A 22,941-nucleotide genomic window follows, 5' to 3' on the forward strand; every position below is an offset into this window, starting at 1 on the left:
CCGCTTAACCGTCTCTTCACACACCCGAAAGGATGAGCCCTTGGCTTACATCACCCAGAACCCCACGGCAGTCCCGGTACCGGTACGGATAGGGCTCATCGGCTCCGGCTGGATGGGCGCATTCCATGCCGACAGCGTTGCCCGCCGCGTCCCCGGCGCGGTCCTGGCGGCCATTGCCGACCCCAACATCGAGTCCGCCCGGAGCCTTGCCCTGGAACTGGGCACCACCAAGGTCACGGCCAGCGCCGACGACATCTTCGCGGATCCGGAGGTTGACGCCGTAATCATCGCCAGCCCGGCACGGTTCCACTCGGCACTTATCACCCAGGCGGCCGCCGCCGGGAAGCACGTTTTCTGCGAGAAGCCGGGCGGCCAGGGGCTGGCGGAACTCGACGCCGCCTTGACAGCCGTGGACGCTGCCGGCGTGCACTTCCAGATCGGATTCAACCGCCGTTACGCCGAAGATTTCCAGGCAGCAAAGAAGGACCTCGCCGCGGGCATCGCCGGGACCCCGCAACTCCTGCGCTCGCTGACCCGTGATCCGGGGAACGGAAGCATCCCCCATGCCGCCAGGGTCCCGGCCTGGACCATCTTCCTCGAAACCCTCATCCACGACTTCGACACCCTCAACTGGTTCAACGAAGGGGCCGAACCCGTGGAGGTTTACGCGGTGGCCGATGCGCTCGTGGAGCCCTCGCTCCGTGACCAGGGGTTCCTGGATACAGCGGTGGTGACGATCAGGTACAGCAACGGTGCGTTGGCGGTGGCCGAGGCGAACTTCAGTGCGCTGTACGGGTACGACATCCGCGGCGAAGTCTTCGGCTCCAAGGGCATGGTCCAGGCCGGCCGGGCCACGGAGACGGCCGCCCGCCGCTACACCGCAGAGGGGCTGTCCGCGGACACCCCGCGGCTCAACGTCGAACTCTTCCGCCAGGCCTACACGGACGAACTGGCGGACTTCGCCGGGGCGGTCCGTGCCCGGCGCGGCGGCGGCGTGCCATCGCCGTCGTCCGGTTTCACCCTGACGCCGGGCGCTGCCGACGCCCGCCGCGCCCTGGCAATGGCGCTGGCCTGCATCGAGTCCGTCAAAAGCGGCGCCCCTGTTGCCGTCGCCGGGAAGGCAGCCGTCTGATGCGCCTGGCAGTATGCGCCGAGATGGTCTTCCTGGACCTGCCGTTTGTGGAACGGGTGCGCAGGATCCACGAGGCGGGATTCGACGTCGAACTCTGGGACTCGCGCGGAAAGGACATCCAGGCGCTGAAGGCCACCGGGGCGGTCTTCTCCTCCATGACGGGCTACGTATCGGGCAGCCTGGTGGACCCGGACACGGCCGATGAGGTGGTGCGGACGGCTGAATCGCTGATCCCCACCGCCCTCGAACTGGGCGTCAGCCGCATGGTGGTGCACCCGGCTGAACTGGTGGAAGGCCGCGCCGCCCGCCCGGTATACCGCTCCACCGGCCGCATGTGGGCCACGGGCGCCAGAACCCTGCAGCGGCTTGGCGCCCTGGGCGAAAAACACGGTGTGACGTTCTGCCTGGAGAACCTGAATACCATCCTTGACCACCCCGGCATCCCGCTGGCGCGGGCCAAGGACACCCTGGCACTGGTGGAGGCGGCCGGGCACCCCAACGCCAAACTGATGCTGGACCTGTACCACGCGCAGCTGGGGGAGGGGAACCTCATCGAACTCGTGAGATCGGCCCTGCCGCACATCGGTGAAGTCCAGGTTGCGGATGTGCCCGGCCGCTGCGAGCCCGGAACCGGAGAAATCAACTACGCAGCCGTTGCCCGGGCCCTCGCCGATGCCGGCTACCACGGCACAGTGGGCATGGAGGCGTGGGCCAGGGACGGCAGTGCCGCAGCCCTCGACGCCTTCCGGACCGCCTTTACCGTCTATGCAGAGGAAAAACAATGAAGGATGTAACCCTTGGCCTGGTAGGCGTGGGCCGGATCGGCGTGATGCACGCCGGCAACATCGCGGGCCTCAACGGGGTGCTGAACCCCAAGGGCATCAACGTCAGGCTCCGGCTAACGGACGTGGCCGAAGAGCACGCGCGGACGGTGGCAGCCGGCCTGGGCGCCGAGTTTCTTCCGTCCGTCGAAGCCCTCCTTGCCTCCGGCATCGATGGCCTGGTGGTGGCCACAGGCACCGCCACCCATCCCGGGCTGATCAAGGCGGGCGTGGACGCGGGCATCCCGGTATTTTGCGAGAAACCGGTGGCAATGAATGTGGCGGATGCCCTGCCCGTGCTGGATTACATCCGCAGCAAGCACGGTGTGGTCCAGATCGGCCACCAGCGCCGCCTTGATGCCGGCTACCTGGAAGCCAGGCGGGCATACCAGGCCGGCGAACTGGGCTGGATCCACTCGCTGCGGGCCGTCACCTGTGACATGGCACCGCCTCCTGTGGAGTTCCTGGCCACCTCAGGCGGCCTGTTCCGCGACTGCTCCGTCCACGATTTTGACATCCTCCGCTGGCTGACGGGCCGGGAGATCGTTGAGGTGTACGCGAAGGGCTCCAACAACGGGGACCCGGCCATCGGCGCTGTGGGGGACGTGGACACAGCGCTCGCGCTCGTGACGTTCGACGACGGCACCGTGGGCACTGTCTCAGCGACGCGTTACAACGGGGCCGGCCACGACGTCCGCCTGGAAATCCAGGGTTCCAAGGGATCGCTGACGGTGGGCCTGGATGAAAAAACCGCCATGGCGTCGGCCGAGCCCGGCGTGGGGTTCCCGTCCGGTGAGCCGCACAGGACCTTCGCCGAGCGCTTTGACCAGGCCTACCGGTCCGAAATGGCCGCGTTCGTTGAGCTTGTCCTTGGCCAGCGTGACAGCCCCTGCACACCGGAGGACGCCGTGGCCGCCTCCCGGGTGGCGGACGCCGCCCAGGAATCGCTGGCCAGCGGTGTCCCGGTGAGGGTGGAACAAGCCACGGCGGGCGTGCGCTGAAACTCCGGGTGCGGGACCTTGCCGTGGGTGGCTAGGGTCCCGCACCGGGATCTGAGGAGCTCCGGACCACCAGGGCCGGTTCGAGCTTGCGCGTGACGGCAGGGCCGGCGGAACCAGCAAGCCGGTCCAGCATGACCTGCGCCGCCACCCGGCCGAGTTCCCCGGCGTGCTGGTCGACGGACGTCAGTCCAATGAGGGGCGAGGCGGCCAGCTCGATGTTGTCGCAGCCCACGATCGCCACATCGTCCGGGACCCTCAGCCCGTGCGTAGCCAGGGCCTCCATGATGCCGATGGCCGTGAGGTCGTTGTGGGCAAAGATCGCGGTGGGCAGCACGGCGCCGGAAGCCAGGAAGCGTTCCATGACGTTGCGCCCGCCGCGCTCGGTCATGTCGCTGTGCACCAGCATCGGCTCAAGGCCGAACTGCTTCATCGCGTGCAGGTAGCCTTTGCGGCGGTCGGTGTACGGCAGCGAGTCGGAGATATCCACGTGGGCGATCCGCCGGTGCCCCAGCCCGTGCAGATGCTCCACGGCGAGCGCTCCGGAGCGGAAGTCATCCGTCAGGACTGAATCGACGCCGTCGACCTTTAATTCCCTGGTGATGACGACGGCGGCCGTCCCGCGCAGGGCGGCCTCCAGTTCACCGGCCGAGCCGGTGTAGCCGGCCAGGATGACCCCGTCCACGCGGAGGTCCACGAAGTTCCTCACGGCTTCCAGTTCGGTGCCGGGATCAGCGGAGCCGACGGCGACCATCACCTGGTTGCCGCTGCCGGCGAGGCCCTCGGCAATGCCGTCGTAAATGTCTGCGAAGACCGAGTTGTGCAGGTCAAGGAAGAGGACGCCCAGGGTGTTGGTGCGGTGGCTCGCGAGACGGCTGGCAAGCCGGTTGGGGGAGTAGCCCAGGGCGGCGGCGCTTTCCAGCACCGCCGTCCGTTTGGCGGCCGAGACTTTGGGGGAATCGCGCATCACCAGGGAGACGAGGGCGCGGCTCACCCCTGCCTCACGTGCCACGTCCTCCATGGTCACGGAGCGGGCGGGGGAAGTCTGCTTCACAAGTCTCCACTATGCCATTGGCAGTCCTGCGCCCCTGCGCACACTACGTTCCGAACGGCAGCCGGGGGTCGATGTCCTGCCCGTCCCACGTCTGGCGCACCCAGCCGTGGTGGGGATCGTCGCTGATAAGCCATTCCCGCACCGGTCCCGGTCCGGCCATCACGTTCAGGTAGTACAGGTCGTAGCCGGGTGCAGCCATCGCCGGACCGTGCCAGCCGTAAGGAACCAGGACAACGTCGCCGGTGCGGACCTCGGCGGACACGTCGATGGGGCGCTCATCGGAGGCGTAGACGCGCTGGTAGCCGATGGCATCGGCGTCGGCCGGGGCAGCCGAGCCGGCGGCCACCCGCGTCTCGAAGTAGTAGATCTCCTCCAGGTGCGTCTCGCCGTCCTTTTCCTCGTCATGCTTGTGAGGCGGGTACGAGGACCAGTTTCCGGCGGGAGTAAGGACCTCGCAGACGATAAACCGGTCAGCTTCCAGCGCGGCGGGCGTGCCGAAGTTGTGGACCTGGCGGGAGCAGTTGCCCGCCCCGCGCAGTTCCACCGGCGTCTCGGCGGCAGTCACCAGGCGGGTGGGGTACGAGTCCTTGGCGGGTGCGGTGGCAACTGCCACCCGGCCGCCGTCGGCCGAGCTGATGGTGACCCCCCGCCCCGTGCCGGAGTAGAGAACGTCGCTGGGGCCGTGGAACACCGAGGCACGGCCTTCCAGCTGGTACTCGATGCCGTCCACCGTGACGGTAAAGGATCCATTAAGGGGCACCACAATGCGCTCCTCAGCGGCGGCGGGAAGGACGACGTCGGCCCCGGCGGCGAGGGTGCCCACCTTCAGTCCGGTGTGTGCCCAGCCGTCCACGGCAAGGGAGGAATCGGAGGTCCCGATCGAGACGTCCCATTTGCCGTCGGCGGCGGTGCCCAGGGGGTAGACCCAGTTGGTCATGGAGTTGGCTCCTTGCGTTAGCGCTGTACGAGTGTCATTTCAAAGCTGTAGGAATCACCCCGGTACACGTGGTGGCCGGTTTCCACGCGCCGGCCGGTGTCATCCGTGGCAGTACGCTCCATGGTGACCAGCGCGGATCCGGGCGCAGTGTCCAGGAGGGAGGCCTGGTAGTCATTGGCCACCACGGCGCCGATGCGCTGGTTGGCGAGGCGGAAGTTCACGCCGCCGCGGCGCAGGATGGCGTACAGGCCTTCCCCGGCCAGCATCGCTTCATCCATGTCGGTGATGTCATCACGGACCCAGTTCTCCATGAGCGCCAGCGGTTTGCCCCCCACCTTGCGCAGCCTGGTGAAGTGGTAGACCTTCGAACCGGCAGGGAGCTGCAGCGTGGCCAAGGTGGCGTCGTCCGCCTCCACATGGGAGAAGCTCAGGACGTCCGTGGTCGGCTTCTTGCCGTTATTGGTGAGGTCGTCGTAGAGGCTGGAGAGCTCGAGCGGACGGCGCACCTGGCTGGAAACCACCTGGGTTCCCACGCCGCGTTTGCGCACCAGCAGGCCGGACCGGACAAGTTCGTCCATGGCCTTGCGCATCGTGGGACGGGAAAGGTTCAGCTGTGCCGCCAGGTCGATCTCGTTGTCGAGCCGGCTGCCGGGTTCCAGGACCCCGCTGAAGATGGCCGCTTCTATGCCCTGCACCACCTGGTGGTAGAGCGGGACGGGGGAGGAGCGGTCGATGCTGAGACCCAGGTTGTTCGCCACGGTACTTCCCTTACGTTCCTGTTGCGGGGCGCCTTCGCCCGGGCGGGGCATGGACGGCCGCTTTGCCACTATATGTTCGCTTGATAGGACATACTTTTTCCTCCTCCGATCCTAGCAGGCGCTGTCCGAGGGTCAAGGGATTGGCCATGCAGTAGCGGGAGCGCGCCAGAAACGAATCATGTACTGACATTAGGACTTTGTGTTGACATGAATCGTTAGAGCGCTCTAACGTAGGTGGGACGCATCACATTCCTGACCGCTACCGCAGTTCCCCGAGAGAATCTGAGAGGCAACAATGCTGTTGCAGAAACAATCGCTGACCGCCCCCGGCGACCGGCGCCGCGGCTATCTCGCCCGGCTCACTGTCATCTCCACCCTGGGCGGCCTGCTCTTCGGCTACGACACCGGCGTCATCTCCGGCGCCCTGCTGTACATGAACGACTCCCTGAACATGACCGCCGTCGAGGAAGCCACGGTGGTCAGCGCCCTGCTGTTCCCCGGCGCCGCGGTGGGTGCGCTCACCGGCGGCCGCATGGCGGACAAGCTTGGCCGCAGGGGTTCCCTGCTGGTCTGCGCCCTGCTGTTCCTGTTCGGCGCCATTGGCTGTGCCATCGCCCCCAACGTGCCGTTCATGATTGCGGCGCGCATCCTGCTGGGCCTGGGGGTCGGCGCGGCGGCCGTCACCTGCCCGCTGTACCTGGCCGAAATGGCACCGGCCCACCTGCGCGGCCGCATGGTCACCATCAACGAACTCATGATCGTCACCGGACAGATGCTGGCGTTCGCCATCAACGCCCTGCTCGATGCCCTGATCCACGACACCGAAGTCTGGCGCACCATGCTGGGCATCGCGTCCCTTCCCGCCCTAGCGCTGCTCGCGGGAATGCTGATGCTGCCCGAGTCGCCCCGCTGGTACGCCATCCGCGGCCGCCTCGAGGACAGCCGCCGCGTCCTCAACCTCAGCCGAAGCCCTGAAGAAGCCGCCAGCGAGTTCCAGGAAATTGCCGAGGCTGCAAAGACGGCCAAGGACGAACGCGGCCACGCCTGGCGGGACCTGCGGGACAACCCCTGGATGCGCCGCCTTCTCTGGATCGGCATTGGCCTCGCCGTGGTGCAGCAGGCCACGGGCATCAACACCGTGAACTACTACGCCCCCACCATCCTCGAAAAGAGCGGGCTCGGCGTCAGCGCATCCCTGGTGGCCACCATCGGCGTCGGCGTAACCTCGGTGCTGATGACCATCCTTGGAATCTGGCTGCTCGGTTTTATTGGCCGGCGGAGAATGCTGATCATCGGCTTCTCCGGGGTGGTGGGCTCCCAGGCCCTGCTCGCTGTGGTTTTCCTCCTGCCCCACTCGGACCTCGCCAGCTACACCATCCTCGCCGCCATGATGCTGTTCGTAGCGTTCGTGCAGTGCTTCATCGGCACCTGCGTGTGGCTTCTCCTCTCGGAGATGTTCCCGCTGGCCATCCGCGGCTTCGCCATGGGAATCGCGGTGTTCGCGCTGTGGACGGTCAACGCCGCCATCTCCTTCCTGTTCCCGATCGTGGTCGAGGCGCTTGGTTCCACCGGAACCTTCGGCCTGTTCGTCCTGGTGAACCTCGCATCCCTGATGTTCGTCAGCAAGTTCGTCCCGGAGACAAAGGGCCATTCGCTCGAGGATCTCGAAGCGCACTTCCGCCACGGCGAACCCGTCCGGGTTCCCGCCTAGCACCTTCACTAACGCGGGGCCGGATACCGCCCGTCCGGAACTCCTGGACGGGCGGTTTCCGGCCCCGCTTTGCTTTAGGTTTAGACCGTGAACCTCTCCGGAAACCTGGGCCCCCACCCGCACAACCTCGAAGTCCAGGACCTGGAAAGCTTCGACCGGCTGGTCAGCGCAGGGGCCCTGGACATGCACGGCTGGCATGCACAGTCCCTGGACCTTCGGGGGAGGACCGCAGCGCTGGAAGGCATGCACGTGGAGGGTGCCATCTTCCTCGGCTGCACGTTCGATGACGGCACGGAGGACCTTCTCCGGCAACGGGGTGCGCTGATCTTTCCACGGCTTGAGGCGGTACCGTTCAACCCCTACCGGGCCACCCTCTATACGCCCCAGGAGCTTTACTCCGGGCTGCCGCACTCCCCGTATGAGCAGCTGCCGGATGCCCGGATCTATCAATGGAGCATCCATGATGGCCACCGGCACCGGCTGGACGCCACCCTTGCTTCGGCGCTTCATGACCATGCCATCGGCGACGCCCTGGACGAGCTGGCCAGGACGGGGCCCTGGCAGGACCGCGCCATGGTTGGCGTGATGGGCGGACACGCCGCGCAGCGTGGCAGCACCGGTTTTGCCCAGGCCGCCCTGCTGGGCCGGCTGCTGGCACAGGACGGTCGCGTCGTTGCCACGGGCGGAGGGCCGGGGGCCATGGAGGCGGCGAACATGGGAGCGTACCTCAGCGAGGCGTCCGACGCCGAGGTGCAGGCGGCGCTGGACACGCTCGCCTCCGTCCCCGGGTTCCGTCCCTCGGTGTCCGCGTGGGCTCGTGCCGCCGCCGCCGTCGTCGAACGCTTTCCCGGCGGGACGCCGTCGCTCGGCATCCCCACGTGGTTCTACGGGCACGAACCGCCCAACTACTTCGCCACGCACATCGCCAAATACTTTGCCAACGCCATCAGGGAAGCCATCCTGCTGGAGCTGTGCAAGGGAGGCATCGTCTTCCTTCCCGGGGCCGCGGGCACGGTGCAGGAAATCTTCCAGGACGCCTGCGAGAACTACTACGGCGCGCGGGAAAAGGTCACGCCCATGGTGCTGGTGGGCAGGCACCACTGGGAGCACCAGTACCCCGCATGGCCCATGCTCCGCAGCCTGGCTGCCGGCCGGGTGATGGAAGACCACATCTTCCTGGTGGACTCGGTGCAGGATGCGGTGGAGGTGCTGCGAAGCCAGCTGGGGCCCGGGCAGGCCGCCTGAGGCCCGGCCGGCATGCGGGTCCGGCTGGTCAGAGGTCCTTGCGGCACTGGGCCTTGCCCAGCTCAAAGAGCCCGTTGAGGTCTCCGGCGGACAACCCCTCGGGTGTGCCGATTTCCGGGTACATCAGTTGCGTGGGGTCCTCCACATGGTCAAGTCCCATGACATGGCTGAGCTCGTGGAGGATCACGGCCCTGGCATAGAGGTGGCCGTCCGGGTTAAGGAGCTCATTGGCGATCTGCGGTGAGTCCAGGTCCAGGCCGCCGGTCACAAAGGCCTTGGGGCCGTCGTCGTAACTGAAGTGGGTGCTGCCTCCGGTGCCGATCACCTTGCCCTTCAGCTGCGGGGCCGCGTCCGGGGTTGTCCAGGCGATGAGCAGCGGTGCCCAGCGCTCGCCGTAGGCCTCCGGCTGGTAGGGCGGCCGTTGCGGGGATGGCTGTTCCCGGGTGGTTCCGTCATAGATGAACTGGATGCCGGTGGCGGCCGAGATGGTGGTGATGGCCTCCATGATGAGCTGCTGGGCGCCGGCCGGTGCCAGCTCGTCATTGACCACATAGTGCAGCGGCCTGCAGGGGGAATACCCCACGGGGCTGCCGTCCCCGTTGACTGCGAGGAAGCGGTAGGAATCGCTGCCCGGCGGTGGCGGGCTGGCGGCGGCCAGCGGGGCGTCCGACTCCTCGAATCCCGGAGGCGGCGTCTTCGTCCGGCCCTCAGCCGGGGGTGCCTGGCCGGCATGTCCCGTGGGGTGGGTGTCCTGCTGGCCGCTGGACTCCCCGGACTGTCCGCCTGGTTGGCCGGTTCCCGGGCCGATGCGGACATCCAGCAGTTCCTTGAAGCGCGGATCGCTGACTGCCAGGGCCGCACCAAAAACTGCCACTGCGGACAGTGCGGCGATGACCAGGAGCCTGGCTATCCCGCGTGCGCCTCGGCGGACCCTGGCCCGCGCATGGCGGGACCCCTCGCGGCGGTCCTCCACTAGGCTGCGCCCATTAGCATGCCATCGCTAACCCACCACGGTGCCGAAGACCAGCCCCAACAGGTAGGTGACTGCCGCGGCGCCCAGCCCAATGGCAAGCTGGCGCAGCCCGCGCGTCAGGGGTGACGTGCCGGACAGCAGCCCAACGGTGGCGCCGGTGACCAGCAGGGCCAGGCCCACCAGGGCGCCCGCAACCACCAGCGCCGGCACACCTGTCAGGCCGACCACAAACGGCAGGATGGGTACGATGGCGCCGGACGCGAAGAAGCAGAAGCTGGACAGGGCCGCGCCCCACGCGGTGCCCACCGCCTCATGCTGGTCATCGACGTCGGGCAGTTCCGGCTGCAGCGACAAGCTGGGATCGCAGTCACAGGGCAGCAGGCCGGTGCGCTCGGCCACCCGGTGTTCCGCGGCTTCCTGGGTCATGCCCCTGGCCAGGTACACCAGGAGCAGTTCGTTGTGCTCAAGGTCCAGTTTGGGAGCGGCTACCAGCGTGACCTGCGTGGGCCGGGTTGCCGCCAGCAGTTCACGCTGGGAACGGACGGAAATGAACTCACCGGCGCCCATGGACATGGCGCCGGCCAGGAGGCCGGCAATGCCGCTCAGCAGCACCACGCTGCTGGCCACGCCGGAAGCGGCCATGCCCATCACCAGGGACAGGTTGCTGACCAGGCCGTCATTGGCGCCGAACACCGCTGCCCGGAAGGTTCCGGCCAGGCGGTTGCGCCCCCGTGTGGCCAGTCCGCGGACCACTTCCTCGTGGATCTGCTCATCGGCCGCCATGGCATCCGTGGCGTTGGGGTCCTTGGCGTACGGGGAGCGGCCTTCGGCCCGCTGGGCCAGCGCCAGCACGAACACAGAGCCGAAGTGCCGGGCCAGGAAACCCAGCAGCCGGCTGCGGAGGGATGCACGCCGGGGCTTGCCCGCGCGGTCCCCGAGCAGGCCCAGCCAGTGTGCTTCATGGCGGCCTTCGGCCTCGGCCAGGGCCAGGAGGATTTCACGTTCCTCACCCTGGCGGCTCTGCGCCAGGTCCCGGTAAACAGCGGCCTCGGCGCGCTCGTCCGCGAGGTATTGCCGCCATCGTTTAATGTCCGACGGCGACGGCCGGGACTGCCGGTTCGGCCCGGATCCTTCCGGTGCGGCCGGGAGGGACGACGGCCGGGGCGCGGCGTTTCGGTTGTTCTGGGCGTGCGGAGACACGGACACTCCTGGGCTGGATGGGGCATGGTTCGGCCCCATTGCAGTGCCAGCTTACTGCGAAAATCCGCGGATTTTTGGCAGGTAATCCTCCCTCGGACATTTCGGTCCGCCTTAAATTCGGCGCCGCTTCCGCGGGTCCCGCCAGCCGGTTTCATGCGCTATTGACCCGTATGCCGGGCGGTGCTGTGATGAAAGTGTGGCGCGGCCCGCGCCCTCACTGAAAGAGCACGTCAGGCGAACAAACGGAGGTTCAATCATGGGCACCACCGGACAGCACCCGGACATGCCGCACCTTGATGCCGTGGAGGCGGATCCCGCCTACGACTACGCCGAGGATGCACCGGTAGATGAGGACGGCTGGGACACCGAGGACGATCTCCTGGACGAGGAGGAACCTGTGGTCCAGGTGCCTCCTGTCGTGATCGACGCAGAGGACCGGGTGGTCCCCCTGGAGGACCCCGACGAGGTCCGCGAAGCCGAGTAGGACTGACGACGGCGGCACCTCCTTCGCTGGAACGCGACAGGAGGTGCCGCCGTCGTCGTTTGCCTGGTGCCGGCGCCCCGGAGCGGGCCTGGCCGCCGGCCCGCCGGACCTAGCGGACGGCGGTGGGAACTTGCGCCTCTTCGCTGTCCTGCCCGGCCACCCGGCGCTGCCAGTTGCGCATGACCTGGGGGTCGGTGGGCCTGGTCAGCAGGGACACCGCAATGTAGACCACCGCTGAGGCCAGGAGGCCGTAGTAGATGGGCTCGTTGGCGTAGATGCCGTCAAGCGGCGCCTTGGCGTTGACTTCAAGGATGATCATGGTGCCCAGGGTCACCACGGACCCTACTGCCATGGAGGCCGCGGCGGCCAGGCCAGTGCCGCGCTTCCAGACCAGGCCGCCCAGGATTGCCACGAGGAGGCCGCCCACCAGGATGTCGTAGGCGATGGTCAGGGCTGCCACCACGTCCTTGGTGATGATGGCGATGACGATGGCCACGATGCCAAGGGCGAGGACCCACGTGCGGTTCGCTTTGACGTCGTGCTCCGGGTTGTCCGTGTCTTCGGTGTTGATGGTCTTGCCGAACCAGCTGGCGACGAAAGGCAGGACATCTGCGCGGGCCACGGTTGCAGCGGCAATGAGGGCGCCGGAAGCCGTTGACATCATTGCGGCCACGGCTGCCGCCAGGACAAGTCCGCCGATGCCTACCGGCAGCAGGGTCTGTGCCACCTCGGCATAGACATCGTCCTTCGCGGCGATCTCAATGTCGGAGAGTGCCACGCTTGCGGCCATGCCGATCAACGCGCCGGCAACACCATAAAGGATGCAGTAGATGCCTGCTGTGGCGCCGCCCCACCGGGCCACCGTGGGGGTCTTCGCCGTGAAGACCCGCTGCCAGATGTCCTGGCCGATCAGCAGGCCCAAAGTGTAGACGACGAAGTAAGTGATGATGGTCTGGACGCCGATGCCGTCAATCTGGAAGAAGCTTTCATCCACGCGGCTGCGGATGCCTTCAAAGCCGCCCGCAGCATTCAGGGTGAACGGCAACATCAGGAAGAAGATGCCTACGGTCTTGATGATGAACTGCACCTGGTCCGCCAGCGTGATGGACCACATGCCGCCGATTGTGGAATAGACCAGCACGATGGCGCCGCCGACGGCGATGGCCATAGCCCGGTCCCAGTCGAAGAGCACCACGAAAATGGTGGCATAGGCGCCGGTGGATGTGGCGCACAGCATCAGCGTGTAAGCGAGCATCACGATGCCCGAGGCTTCGGTGGCTCTGCTGCCGTAGCGCAGGGTGAGCATCTGGGAGACCGTGTAGATCTTCAGCTTCTGGATGGTCCCGGCGAAGAGCAGGCTCAGCAGCAGGACGCCGGCGCCGATAGCCACTACCAGCCACATGCCGGAGATGCCGAACTTGTAGCCGAGGCCTACACCGCCCACCGTTGAGGCCCCGCCCAGGACGACGGCGGCCATGGTGCCTGTATAGAGGAAGGGGCCGAGGCGGCGGCCGGCAACCAGGAAGTCGCTGTTGTTCCTGGTGCGGGACTTGCCCCACCAGCCGAAGGCCAGCATCGCGAGCAGGTACACCACCACGATGGCGATGTTGATGACACTTAGGTCCATGTTGGCTCCTTGGAGCGTGTTGGCAGCGGGGCTGCAGTCCGGGCACCGGGGAGCCGGGCAGCTGCTGCGGAGATGGGGGAGGTTCCGGGCTATTGCCCTATAGGCAACAATGGTTGTCTCAAGTTAGGCTGTGATGGTGGTAACAGTCAAGGGAGGTTTGGCGTCGCCGCGGCGCGCACGCAAGGGGCGCGTCACAGGCAGGGCTGGCCATTAGGATTGCTCCAGAGCGGAGCCGGACGGCCGGCCATGAAAGGTTCGTAGATGAAGGCACTGCCAGTTGAGCCGAGCAACGTTCCGGTAGCCATCGGTTCCAGGATCCGTGCGGCCCGGCAGTCCCAGCGGCTCACCATAGAGCAGGTGGCCGACGCTACGGGCCTGACCAAGGGATTCCTCAGCCGGGTTGAGCGGGACCTGACGTCGCCGTCCGTCGCCTCGCTCGTGACACTTTGCCAGGTGCTGTCGATTTCGATCGGCGACCTGTTCGCGGCCCCGGAAACACACCTGACCAAACGCAACGAAGGGCCAAGGATTTCCCTCGGCGGCGAAGGCATCGTGGAGCGGCTCCTCACCGCCCGCTCGGAGCGGCGCATCCAGATCATCCAGGCCTGCATTGAACCGCACGGGCGCGGTGAGTCCGAGCTCTATGCCGTGGACTGCGACGTTGACGTTCTCCATGTGATCAAGGGGAGGATCCGCCTGATCCTCACCAACGAGGAATACGACCTCGGCCCCGGAGACACGGTCACCTTCCCGGGCCGTGAGCCGCACACCTGGATCAACCCCACGGACAAGCAGGTTGAGGTGCTCTGGGTCCTGGTTCCCGCCGCCAGCCGTTAACCCCACAACTAGGTAGCGCTAAGTGTCGTTTTGAGCGTTCAAAACGACACTTAGCGCTACTCAGACGGGTGAGGCTCTGTAAACATGCGGTGCACATAGGAAAACCCGGGTGTATGATGGCAGTCACAACAGTCCCTCAACTCCTCGAAGGAGAGGCCTCCAGTGGAAGAGCTGCGCATCGAAGCCAACGGCAACCTAGGCCCCATTGATTCATCCCGCATCCCTCGCTACGCGGGTGCTGCCACCTATGCCCGGCTGCCGCGGCTGGACCAGGTGGCCAAGGCCGACGTCACCGTGGTGGGCGTGCCGTTCGATTCGGGCGTGTCCTACCGTCCGGGAGCCCGCTTCGGCGCCAATCACGTCCGGGAAGCCAGCCGCCTGCTCCGCCCGTACAACCCGGCGTGGGACGTGAGCCCCTTCGAGAACATCCAGGTTGCCGACGCCGGGGACATGGCGGTCAACCCGTTCAACATCAACGAAGCCATCGAGACCATCCAGCAGAACGCTTTGGACCTTACGGCCGGAGGCAGCAGGCTGGTGACCCTCGGCGGTGACCATACGATTGCCCTGCCGCTCCTCCGCGCGGCGGCTGAGCGGGCCGGGGGACCGGTGGCGATGCTGCACTTCGACGCGCACCTGGACACCTGGGACACCTACTTCGGCGCCGAATACACCCACGGCACACCGTTCCGCCGGGCCGTCGAGGAGGGCATCCTGGACACGGAAGCCATCAGCCACATCGGCACCCGCGGCCCGCTGTACGGCAAGAAGGATCTCGACGACGACCACCGGTTCGGGTTCGGCATCGTCACCTCCGCCGACGTCTACTACCAGGGCGTCCTGGAAACCGTGGCCAAGGTCCGGGACCGGATCGGCAACCGCCCGTTGTACATCTCGGTGGACATCGACGTCCTGGACCCGGCCCATGCTCCCGGCACCGGCACGCCCGAAGCCGGCGGCATCACCAGCAGGGAGCTGCTGGAAATCATCCGCGGCTTCCGCGGAATGAACCTGGTGGGCGCCGACGTCGTGGAGGTGGCCCCGGCCTACGACCACGCCGAGATCACCGGCGTCGCCGCCAGCCACGTTGCCTACGAGCTTGTCACGCTGATGGCAGACAACGCCGTGGAAGGCGACCGTTTCGGCTCAGCGACGGGCTACGCCGCCCAGGCGCTCGGCCAGGAGGTCCGCCGGCCGGCAGGCTTCGCACCGGCGGGCAAGGAGTAGCGGGGATGGTCGAGCACGATCCGGGCAAGGCGGCGGTGCCGGCAGCGAAGGGTCCGGTTACGGGTGCCCGCAACGGCGGGGACCTCGTCGTCGAGACACTGGAAGCCCTGGGCGCGAAAACGGTGTTTGGCATCCCCGGGCAGCATGCGCTGGGACTGTTTGATGCGATGGGCCGGGGCAACCTGCAGTTCGTTTCCTCTCGGGTGGAGAACAACAGCGCCTTCGCTGCGGACGGGTACTCGCGGGCCACCGGTGAAGTGGGCGTCCTGTTCCTCTCCACCGGCCCGGGCGCGCTGACGTCGCTGGCCGGGCTGCAGGAGGCCTATGCCACAGGGGTGCCGATGGTGGTGGTGGCGAGCCAGATTCCGCTGGAAGGCCTGGGCGCCCGGCGCAAGGGCATGCTGCACCAGCTCGATGACCAGAAGGCGTCGGCCGCGAACGTGACGAAGAGCCAGCGGCTGATCCAGCACGCGTCCGGCATCCCGTCGGCCATCCAGGACGCCTGGACCGAGGCAATTTCCTCGCCCCAGGGGCCGGTGTGGCTCGAGATTCCGCAGAACGTCCTGCTCGATCCGATCATGGTGCCGCCGGTGGAGGACGCGCTCGCCGAAGCGGCGGACAATCCGCCGCGGGTGGAGCTGGTCCGCGAAGCGGTGAAATGGCTGCAGGCCGCCGAGCGCCCGGCCATCATTGCCGGCGGCGGTACCCGCCGGGGCCGGGCTGAGAAGTCGCTGCTCTCCATTGCGGAGAAACTGCGTGCCCCCGTGATCTGCACCCCGGGCGGCAACGGCGCATTCCCCTGGAACCACGAGCTCTCGCTGCAGTCCTGGATCGAGGACCGCTACATGACCGATCTGCTCGAGGACGCCGACGTGCTGGTGGTGATCGGCTCCTCGCTGGGCGAGGTCACGTCCAACTACTTCACTTTCGAGCCGCGCGGCAGGATCATCCAGATCGACGCCGAACCCCGGGTCCTGGAGTCCAACCGGCCCGGGCTGGGCATCCGCGCGGACGCGGGGCAGGCACTGGCTGCCCTGGACGAGGCGCTGGAGGTGGAGCCTGCGCATTCCAGGCCCAACTGGCACGGCACCTCTCCGGAGGACCTGGTCAAGGAATCCCTGGCGAAAGTCCGGGCGCGCCTGGAATCCCAGGACCTTGCCAAGGAGCTGAAGTTCATGGCCGACATCCGGGAAGCGGTCCCGGCGGACATGCAGACCTTCTGGGACATGACCATCGCCGCCTACTGGGGCTGGAGCTGCTGGGACGCCCGGGAGGGCCAGTTCCACTCCGCCCAAGGCGCCGGCGGCCTGGGCTACGGCTTCCCGGCGGCGATCGGCGCCGCCGTGGGGCTGGAAACAGTCGGCAAGCCGGGCCGGGTGCTCGCCGTCTCCGGCGACGGCTCGTCCATGTACTCCATCGCGGAACTGGCCACGGCGAAGCAGCACAACGTGCCGGTCACCTGGCTGATCGTGGACGACGGCGGCTACGGCATCCTGCGCGAATACATGGTGGGCGCCTTCGGCAAGGCAACCGCCACCGAGCTGGCCCGCCCGGACTTCGTCAAACTCGCCGAAGCCTTCGGCGTGCCGGCCACAAAAGTGGCGCCGGAGGACGTGGGGGAGGCGCTCAAGGCGGGCTTCGCCGGTGACGGGCCCAACGTCGTCGTGGTGGAAACGCTCCTGAAGATGTTCGCCCCAACCCATCTCCCCGCATAGGGCCCACTCAACCGAATACGCAGGAAAAGGGTCCCGGCCTCCGCAAGGAGCCGGGGCCCTTCGTTTTCCCACTATCCGCCCTTTAGTTTCCTGAAGCAACCAAATGGGTATATAGTTGCTTCAGGCAAACAAGTAAGGAGTGTCTGTAGCAATGGCAGTTGCACCGGATACGGCGGCCGATCTCGTCTACCAGATCTTCGATCTCCAGCGCGCGGTGCGTTGCATCGCCACTGCCGCAGTCCGCGGGCAGGAGACCGGAGTCGCACTCCAGGGCGTCCTCCGGTTCGTGGGGGAGGGGGAGTCGCGCGCCACGAGCCTGGCCGAGCGGCTGGGAGTCAGCGCGCCGGTCCTCAGCCGCCACATCGCGGACCTGGAGGAGCACGGCCTGGTGGTCCGCAGGCAGGACCCCGACGACGGACGGGCACAGTTGGTTGCCCTCACGCCCCTGGGAGCGGACAGGCTCCGGAGCATCGAGGAGCAGCGGACGGCAGCCCTGCAGGACTACCTGCGGGACTGGAGCGAGGAGGACGCCGGCAACACGGCGAAAACCCTGCACAAACTCACCGAATCACTCAAGAAATCAGCCCGGGCAACGGCGGCCGGCACCATCACCACCCCCTAGGAGCAAAACCTATGGCAACCACAGCCGCCCGGGTCACCATGTTGAGTGCACCCGCCGCACCGCCCGAAATGTCCCACCGCCAGATCATGGAAGCGCTCACCGGCCTCCTGGCCGCCTTCTTCACGGCGATTCTCAGCAGCACGATCGTGGCCAACGCCCTGCCGACCATCATGTCCGACCTGCACGGAACCCAGACCGACTTCGCCTGGGTGATCACCGCAGCGCTGCTGGCCAACGCCGCCACCACGCCCATCTGGGGCAAGCTGGCTGACCTCTTCAACAAGAAGCTCCTGGTCCAGCTCAGCATCATCATCTTCGTTGCAGGTTCCGTCATGGCAGGCCTCTCCGAAACCATCCCGCTGCTGCTGGGTGCGCGGGTCATCCAGGGCGTAGCCATGGGCGGCCTGACGGCATTGGCCCAGGCCATCATCGGCACCATGATCCCGCCGCGGAACCGCGGGAAATACTCCGGTTACATGGGCGCGGTCATGGCAGTGGGCACCGCCGGGGGACCGTTGCTGGGCGGTTTCATCGTGGACAGCCCGCTGGGCTGGCGCTGGACCTTCTTCGTGTGCGTGCCGCTCGCCGTCGTCGCCCTGATCCTCCTGCAGGTCACCCTCAAGATCAGCCATGTCCGCCGGCCCGCCAAGATCGACTGGCTCGGTTCCGTCCTGCTCACCTCCGGGGTAAGCCTGCTGCTGATCTGGGTCTCCTTCGCCGGCAACCCCGCGTACTACGACTGGATCTCCTGGGAGTCCGCCCTCATGGTCGGCGGCGGAATCATCCTGCTGGCGCTGCTGGTCCTGGTGGAATCCAAGGTGGAGCAGCCGATCATCCCGCTCAAGATCATCTCCGAACGCACCACGGCCCTTGCCATCCTCGCCTCCGTAGCCGTGGGTATCGCGATGTTCGGCTCCTCAACCTTCCTGGGGCAGTACTTCCAAGTGGCCCGCGGCGCCACCCCCACGGAGGCCGGACTCCTTACCTTGCCCATGATCGCGGGCAACCTGGCGGGTTCAGTGGCTTCCGGACTCCTGATCAGCCGCACCGGAAAGTGGAAGGGCTACCTGATCGCGGGATCCGTCTTCCTGATCGGCGGGCTGGGACTGGCAGGCACCATGGACCACACCACGGAGCTCTGGCACGCCGGAATCTTCACCGCGGTGCTGGGCCTTGGCCTGGGCATGCTGATGCAAAACCTCGTGCTGGCAGTGCAGAACACGGTCCGCGCTGCGGACATTGGAACGGCCAGCGCCTCCGTGGCGTTCTTCCGGTCCGTGGGCGGTGCCATTGGCGTCTCCGTCCTGGGCGCCATCCTGGCCAACAGGGTCAGCGAACTGGCCACCCGGGGACTGGCGGCGGCCGGCATCCCCGTCCAGGGCGGCGCAGCGGGCTCCAGCATGGACCTGGCGCACATGCCGGAACCCGTCCGTGACATCATGCGGGCCGCCTACGGTGACGCCATTGCGGAAGTGTTCCTGATTTCAGCCGCCGTGGCCGTCGTCGCCCTGGTGTCCGTGCTGTTCATCAAGGAAAAGCCGCTGCGGCGGACCGTGGACATCCAGCCGGCGCCGGAGCCGGCGCGGGAGCAGGAAAGCACGACGGCGGAGCCCGCCCCGGCGGGCAGGTAATGCAGGCAGTACTCCCCACGGATGATCTTTTGCGGGGCCTGTTTCACCGCGGGGAGGAGTTTCGTAGAGTGGGAAAGCCAAGGATGTCAGCCCCGGCTGCTACTACTTAAGCCTCGTGCTTTTCCGAACCCATTCTTCGAACCCATTCTAAGGACCCGTGGGCATGCTCCTGACCCTGATACGACGGTTTTCCAGGCCGTACATGCCGTACATTGTGGCCGTCATTGTGTTTCAGCTGGCGTCCACCATGGCGGCGCTGTACCTGCCCAGCCTGAACGCCCAGATCATTGACGAAGGGGTTTCCCGCGGGGACACGGACTTCATCTGGCGCACCGGCGCCGTGATGCTGCTGGTTGCCTTCGTCCAGGTGGGCACCGCCATCGCCGGTGTCTACTTCGGGTCCAAAATCGCCATGGCCATGGGCCGCGACCTCCGGCGCGGCGTGTTCCGCAAGGTCACCAGTTTCTCGGCCAGGGACGTCAACGCCTTTGGTGCCCCCACGCTCATCACCCGCGGGACCAACGATGTCCAGCAGGTCCAGATGCTCGTCCTGATGGGACTGAACTTCATGGTGGCCACCCCCATCATGTGCGTGGGCGGCATCATCATGGCGCTGCGCGAGGACCTCAACCTGTCCTGGCTCGTGTGGGTTTCGGTGCCCCTCCTGACCGTGGTGGTGGGCTACCTGGTGGTCCGGCTCATTCCGCTGTTCCGGTCCATGCAGAAGAAAATCGACCGCATCAACGCCGTGCTGCGGGAACAGATCATTGGCATCCGGGTTGTCCGGGCCTTTGTGCGCGAACCCTATGAAACCGGGCGCTTCGGCGAGGCCAATAAGGAACTGACGGACGTCTCGCTGAAGATCGGTTCCCTGTTTGTCCTGATGTTCCCCGCCATCAGCATGATCCTGCACCTGTCCACCGCCGCCGTGCTGTGGTTCGGCGGGCAGCGGGTGGACTCCGGCGAGATGCAGGTGGGCGCCCTCACCGCCTTCCTGCAGTACCTGCTCCAGATCCTGATGGCCGTCATGATGGGCACCTTCATGGCGATGATGATTCCGCGCGCCTCCGTATGCGCGGACCGCATCGGTGAAGTGCTCGACGTCGAACCCTCCATCCACGATCCGGAACGTCCGGAGGCGCCCGCCATGCTGAGCGGCGTCGTCGAGTACCGGAACGTCACCTTCGCCTACCCGGGCGCTGAATCGCCCGTGCTGAGCAACATCAGCTTCACGGCGCGTCCCGGGCAGACCCTCGCCATTATCGGTTCCACCGGGGCCGGCAAAACCTCGCTCCTGTCCCTCCTGCCGCGGCTCTACGACCCTGTGGAAGGGGAGGTGCTGCTGGACGGTGTTCCCGTGGACAGAATGGACCGGGCGGAGATCACCAAGCGCGTTGCCCTGGTGCCCCAGCGGCCCTACCTCTTCTCCGGCACCATCGGGCACAACCTGCGGTTCGGAAAGACCGACGCCACGGACCAGGAACTGTGGGAGGCCCTGGGCGTGGCGCAGGGCGATGAGTTTGTCCGCGCCAAGAAGAACGGGCTCGGCTCGCGCATCGCCCAGGGCGGCACCAACGTCTCCGGCGGCCAGCGCCAGCGCCTGTGCATCGCCAGGGCACTCGTCACCAAACCCAGGGTGTACCTCTTCGACGATTCCTTTTCCGCCCTGGATGTTGCCACGGACGCCCGGCTCCGTGCCGCCCTCAAACGCACCACCTCGGATGCCACGGTGATCATCGTGGCCCAGCGGATTTCCACCATTACCGAGGCCGACCAGATCCTGGTGCTGGACAACGGGCGGATCGTTGACCGTGGAACACATGAGGAACTCCTGGAAACCTCGCCCACCTACCAGGAAATCGTTGAATCCCAGCTGAGCGTGGAGGAAATGGCATGAGCGCCCCCAAGAAGGACTCCACGGACAGCCGGGGAACAGCGCCAGCCCAGGACGAGCTCGACGCCGGGCAGGCGGCCGCGCCCGTCGAGGACGACGACTTCGTTGAGGAGGAGTACACTCCTTCCGAATCGGACGGGGACATGTTCGGCGGGATCCCCGCCAAGAAGGCCGAGCACTTCTGGCCGTCCGCCAAGCGGTTGATGGGGCTGCTGAGGCCGGAAGCCCTGGGGATCTACGTGGTGGTGGGCATGGTGGTAATCGCCGTGGTCCTCAACGTCATCGCCCCCAAGATCCTGGGCCAGGCCATGGACGTGATCTTCGCCGGCGTGGTAGGCAAGCAGCTTCCGCCTGGCGTCAGCAAGGAACAGTTTGTGGACGGGCTGCGCCGGCAGGGCCAGGACAACTTCGCGGACATGGTGTCCCGGATGGAACTGGTGCCCGGCGCCGGCATCGACTTCGACAAGCTCACCCTGCTCATCGCGGTGGTCCTGCTGATGTACTTCGTGGCCAACATCTTCCTTTGGCTGCAGGGCTATGTGCTCAACCGCATCGTGATGAAGGTAATCCGGCGGCTCCGCGATGATACGGAGAAGAAGCTGAACCGGCTGCCGCTGAACTACTTCGATACCCGCCAGCGCGGCGACGTGCTCTCCCGGGTGACGAACGACGTCGACAACATCCAGCAGGCGCTCCAGCAGGCCTTCGCCCAGCTGGTCAACTCGCTGCTGACGGTGGCGGGCATCGTGATCATGATGTTCATCGTGTCCTGGCAGTTGGCCGTGATCGCCCTGGTTGCGCTGCCGCTTTCCGGCGTCGCGGCAGGGATGATCGGGGTGCGCAGCCAGAAGCTCTTCGCAGCCCAGTGGAAGAACACAGGAGCCCTCAACGGGCAGATCGAGGAATCATTCTCCGGCCACGACCTGGTGCGGGTCTTCGGCCGGGACGCGGACATGCTGGAACGGTTCGAGGAACGCAACGAGGCCCTGTACAAGGCCAGCTTCGGGGCGCAGTTCGTGTCCGGCATCATCTTCCCCGTGATGCAGTTCGTTTCCTACCTCAGTTATGTGGGCATCGCCGTCGTGGGCGGCCTCCGGGTTGCTTCGGGGTCCATGTCCCTGGGCGATGCCACCGCGTTCATCCAGTACTCGCGGGAGTTCACGCAGCCGCTGGGCCAGATGGCCGGGATGGCCAACATGCTGCAGTCCGGGGTGGCGTCCGCTGAGCGGGCCTTCGAGTTCCTGGATGCCGACGAGCAGGACACGGAAACCGCCACCGAGCACCTGCCCGCCAGGACCGACGGCCACGTGGACTTCAAGAATGTCACCTTCAGCTACACGGAGGACAAGGCGCTCATCGAGAACCTGTCCTTCACCGCCGAACCGGGGAACACCGTGGCCATCGTGGGGCCCACCGGGGCGGGCAAAACAACCCTGGTGAACCTGGTGATGCGGTTCTACGAGCTCAATGCCGGGTCCATCATGCTGGACGGCGTGGACATCACCCACCTCAGCCGCTCCGAGCTCCGGTCCAAGGTGGGCATGGTGCTGCAGGATGCCTGGCTGTTCGGCGGCTCCATCTACGACAACATCCGCTACGGAAACCTTGAGGCCACCGAGGAGCAGGTGATGGCGGCCGCCAAGGCAACCTTCGTGGACCGCTTCGTGCGGGCCCTGCCCGAGGGCTACAACACCGTGATCGACGAGGAAGGCAACAATGTCAGCGCCGGCGAGAAGCAGCTGATCACCATTGCCCGCGCCTTCGTCGCGAACCCCTCACTGCTGATCCTCGACGAAGCCACGAGCTCCGTTGACACCCGCACCGAGCTGCTGGTGCAAAAGGCGATGGCGGCCCTGCGCACGGACCGCACCAGCTTCGTCATTGCGCACCGGCTCTCCACGATCCGCGATGCCGATACCATCCTGGTCATGGAAAACGGCAAGATCGTGGAACAGGGCAACCACAAGGCCCTCCTCGCCGCGCAGGGCGCGTACTACCGCCTGTACAGGTCCCAGTTCGCCGGAGCGGACGCGGAGGAAGTCCCCGTGGACGATTCGACGGCGGTGCACAGTTGA

The 22,941-nt window shown here is 66.5% G+C and carries 19 protein-coding genes; 13 read left to right on the forward strand and 6 right to left on the reverse strand.

What is annotated here, in order from left to right; all coding sequences use genetic code 11:
* The first annotated feature begins 40 nt into the window (after nucleotides 1-40).
* The 3 genes from ACQ3DC_RS09570 to ACQ3DC_RS09580 are packed head-to-tail and all read left to right on the forward strand — an operon-like array spanning nucleotide 41 to nucleotide 2,954.
* Nucleotides 41-1,132 carry a Gfo/Idh/MocA family oxidoreductase gene (locus ACQ3DC_RS09570; protein WP_430752081.1) on the forward strand — a complete coding sequence of 364 codons (1,092 nt, stop codon included), beginning with the start codon at nucleotides 41-43 and terminating at the stop codon, nucleotides 1,130-1,132.
* Nucleotides 1,132-1,917 carry a TIM barrel protein gene (locus ACQ3DC_RS09575; protein WP_321215434.1) on the forward strand — a complete coding sequence of 262 codons (786 nt, stop codon included), beginning with the start codon at nucleotides 1,132-1,134 and terminating at the stop codon, nucleotides 1,915-1,917. The genes ACQ3DC_RS09570 and ACQ3DC_RS09575 overlap by 1 nt, the downstream gene beginning before the upstream one ends.
* Nucleotides 1,914-2,954 carry a Gfo/Idh/MocA family oxidoreductase gene (locus ACQ3DC_RS09580; protein ID WP_430752082.1) on the forward strand — a complete coding sequence of 347 codons (1,041 nt, stop codon included), beginning with the start codon at nucleotides 1,914-1,916 and terminating at the stop codon, nucleotides 2,952-2,954. The genes ACQ3DC_RS09575 and ACQ3DC_RS09580 overlap by 4 nt, the downstream gene beginning before the upstream one ends.
* Nucleotides 2,955-2,985: 31 nt before the next feature.
* On the opposite strand, the gene ACQ3DC_RS09585 is transcribed toward ACQ3DC_RS09580, so the two are convergent.
* Genes ACQ3DC_RS09585 through ACQ3DC_RS09595 form a run of 3 tightly spaced genes read right to left on the reverse strand, consistent with a single transcriptional unit; the run spans nucleotide 2,986 to nucleotide 5,700 of the window.
* Nucleotides 2,986-4,005, reverse strand: a complete 1,020-nt coding sequence (locus ACQ3DC_RS09585; protein ID WP_430752083.1) for a LacI family DNA-binding transcriptional regulator — start codon at nucleotides 4,003-4,005, stop codon at nucleotides 2,986-2,988.
* A 43-nt stretch (nucleotides 4,006-4,048) separates the two neighbouring features.
* A complete protein-coding gene (iolB, locus tag ACQ3DC_RS09590; protein ID WP_157238999.1) occupies nucleotides 4,049-4,942 on the reverse strand; it encodes a 5-deoxy-glucuronate isomerase in 894 nt (297 codons plus the stop codon).
* A gap of 17 nt (nucleotides 4,943-4,959) precedes the next feature.
* Nucleotides 4,960-5,700, reverse strand: a complete 741-nt coding sequence (locus ACQ3DC_RS09595) for a GntR family transcriptional regulator (RefSeq protein ID WP_321215437.1) — start codon at nucleotides 5,698-5,700, stop codon at nucleotides 4,960-4,962.
* A 295-nt stretch (nucleotides 5,701-5,995) separates the two neighbouring features.
* On the opposite strand from ACQ3DC_RS09595, the gene ACQ3DC_RS09600 reads away from it, so the two are divergent.
* Together ACQ3DC_RS09600 and ACQ3DC_RS09605 are read left to right on the forward strand one after the other, a co-directional pair.
* Entirely contained in the window at nucleotides 5,996-7,411 is a 1,416-nt protein-coding gene (locus tag ACQ3DC_RS09600) for a sugar porter family MFS transporter (protein WP_430752084.1), read from the forward strand.
* 87 nt (nucleotides 7,412-7,498) lie between these two features.
* Nucleotides 7,499-8,656, forward strand: coding sequence for an LOG family protein (locus tag ACQ3DC_RS09605; RefSeq protein ID WP_430752085.1), 1,158 nt, complete (start codon nucleotides 7,499-7,501; stop codon nucleotides 8,654-8,656).
* Nucleotides 8,657-8,684: 28 nt separating this feature from the next.
* On the opposite strand, the gene ACQ3DC_RS09610 is transcribed toward ACQ3DC_RS09605, so the two are convergent.
* Both ACQ3DC_RS09610 and ACQ3DC_RS09615 read right to left on the reverse strand, forming a co-directional pair.
* On the reverse strand, nucleotides 8,685-9,629 hold the full coding sequence (locus tag ACQ3DC_RS09610; RefSeq protein ID WP_430752086.1) for a matrixin family metalloprotease: 945 nt from the start codon (nucleotides 9,627-9,629) through the stop codon (nucleotides 8,685-8,687).
* Between the two features lie 27 nt (nucleotides 9,630-9,656).
* Nucleotides 9,657-10,829, reverse strand: coding sequence for a VIT1/CCC1 transporter family protein (locus tag ACQ3DC_RS09615; RefSeq protein ID WP_430752087.1), 1,173 nt, complete (start codon nucleotides 10,827-10,829; stop codon nucleotides 9,657-9,659).
* Between the two features lie 256 nt (nucleotides 10,830-11,085).
* On the opposite strand from ACQ3DC_RS09615, the gene ACQ3DC_RS09620 reads away from it, so the two are divergent.
* A complete protein-coding gene (locus tag ACQ3DC_RS09620) occupies nucleotides 11,086-11,313 on the forward strand; it encodes a hypothetical protein (RefSeq protein WP_421092186.1) in 228 nt (75 codons plus the stop codon).
* A 109-nt stretch (nucleotides 11,314-11,422) separates the two neighbouring features.
* Here the strand turns inward: ACQ3DC_RS09620 and ACQ3DC_RS09625 are convergent, their stop codons facing one another.
* Nucleotides 11,423-12,940, reverse strand: a complete 1,518-nt coding sequence (locus ACQ3DC_RS09625; RefSeq protein WP_430752088.1) for a sodium:solute symporter — start codon at nucleotides 12,938-12,940, stop codon at nucleotides 11,423-11,425.
* A gap of 261 nt (nucleotides 12,941-13,201) precedes the next feature.
* Here ACQ3DC_RS09625 and ACQ3DC_RS09630 point away from each other — a divergent pair, with 261 nt between their 5' ends.
* The 7 genes from ACQ3DC_RS09630 to ACQ3DC_RS09660 all read left to right on the forward strand — a co-directional run bounded on the left by ACQ3DC_RS09630 (nucleotide 13,202) and on the right by ACQ3DC_RS09660 (nucleotide 22,941).
* Nucleotides 13,202-13,777, forward strand: a complete 576-nt coding sequence (locus tag ACQ3DC_RS09630; RefSeq protein ID WP_323056447.1) for a helix-turn-helix domain-containing protein — start codon at nucleotides 13,202-13,204, stop codon at nucleotides 13,775-13,777.
* Nucleotides 13,778-13,939: 162 nt separating this feature from the next.
* Complete coding sequence (speB, locus tag ACQ3DC_RS09635; protein ID WP_321215443.1) at nucleotides 13,940-15,004, forward strand: agmatinase; 1,065 nt, start codon at nucleotides 13,940-13,942, stop codon at nucleotides 15,002-15,004.
* Between the two features lie 5 nt (nucleotides 15,005-15,009).
* Nucleotides 15,010-16,719, forward strand: a complete 1,710-nt coding sequence (locus tag ACQ3DC_RS09640; RefSeq protein ID WP_321215444.1) for a thiamine pyrophosphate-binding protein — start codon at nucleotides 15,010-15,012, stop codon at nucleotides 16,717-16,719.
* 151 nt (nucleotides 16,720-16,870) lie between these two features.
* Entirely contained in the window at nucleotides 16,871-17,341 is a 471-nt protein-coding gene (locus ACQ3DC_RS09645; protein WP_321215445.1) for a MarR family winged helix-turn-helix transcriptional regulator, read from the forward strand.
* A gap of 11 nt (nucleotides 17,342-17,352) precedes the next feature.
* The gene (locus tag ACQ3DC_RS09650; protein WP_430752089.1) at nucleotides 17,353-18,972 is read left to right on the forward strand and encodes an MFS transporter; all 1,620 of its coding nucleotides are present in this window, start codon (nucleotides 17,353-17,355) and stop codon (nucleotides 18,970-18,972) included.
* 163 nt (nucleotides 18,973-19,135) lie between these two features.
* On the forward strand, nucleotides 19,136-20,869 hold the full coding sequence (locus ACQ3DC_RS09655) for an ABC transporter ATP-binding protein (RefSeq protein WP_430752090.1): 1,734 nt from the start codon (nucleotides 19,136-19,138) through the stop codon (nucleotides 20,867-20,869).
* Entirely contained in the window at nucleotides 20,866-22,941 is a 2,076-nt protein-coding gene (locus tag ACQ3DC_RS09660) for an ABC transporter ATP-binding protein (RefSeq protein ID WP_430752091.1), read from the forward strand. Before ACQ3DC_RS09655 ends, ACQ3DC_RS09660 begins: the two co-directional genes overlap by 4 nt.

Source organism: Paenarthrobacter sp. NEAU-H11 (genome assembly GCF_050573415.1).
GTDB lineage: Bacteria > Actinomycetota > Actinomycetes > Actinomycetales > Micrococcaceae > Arthrobacter.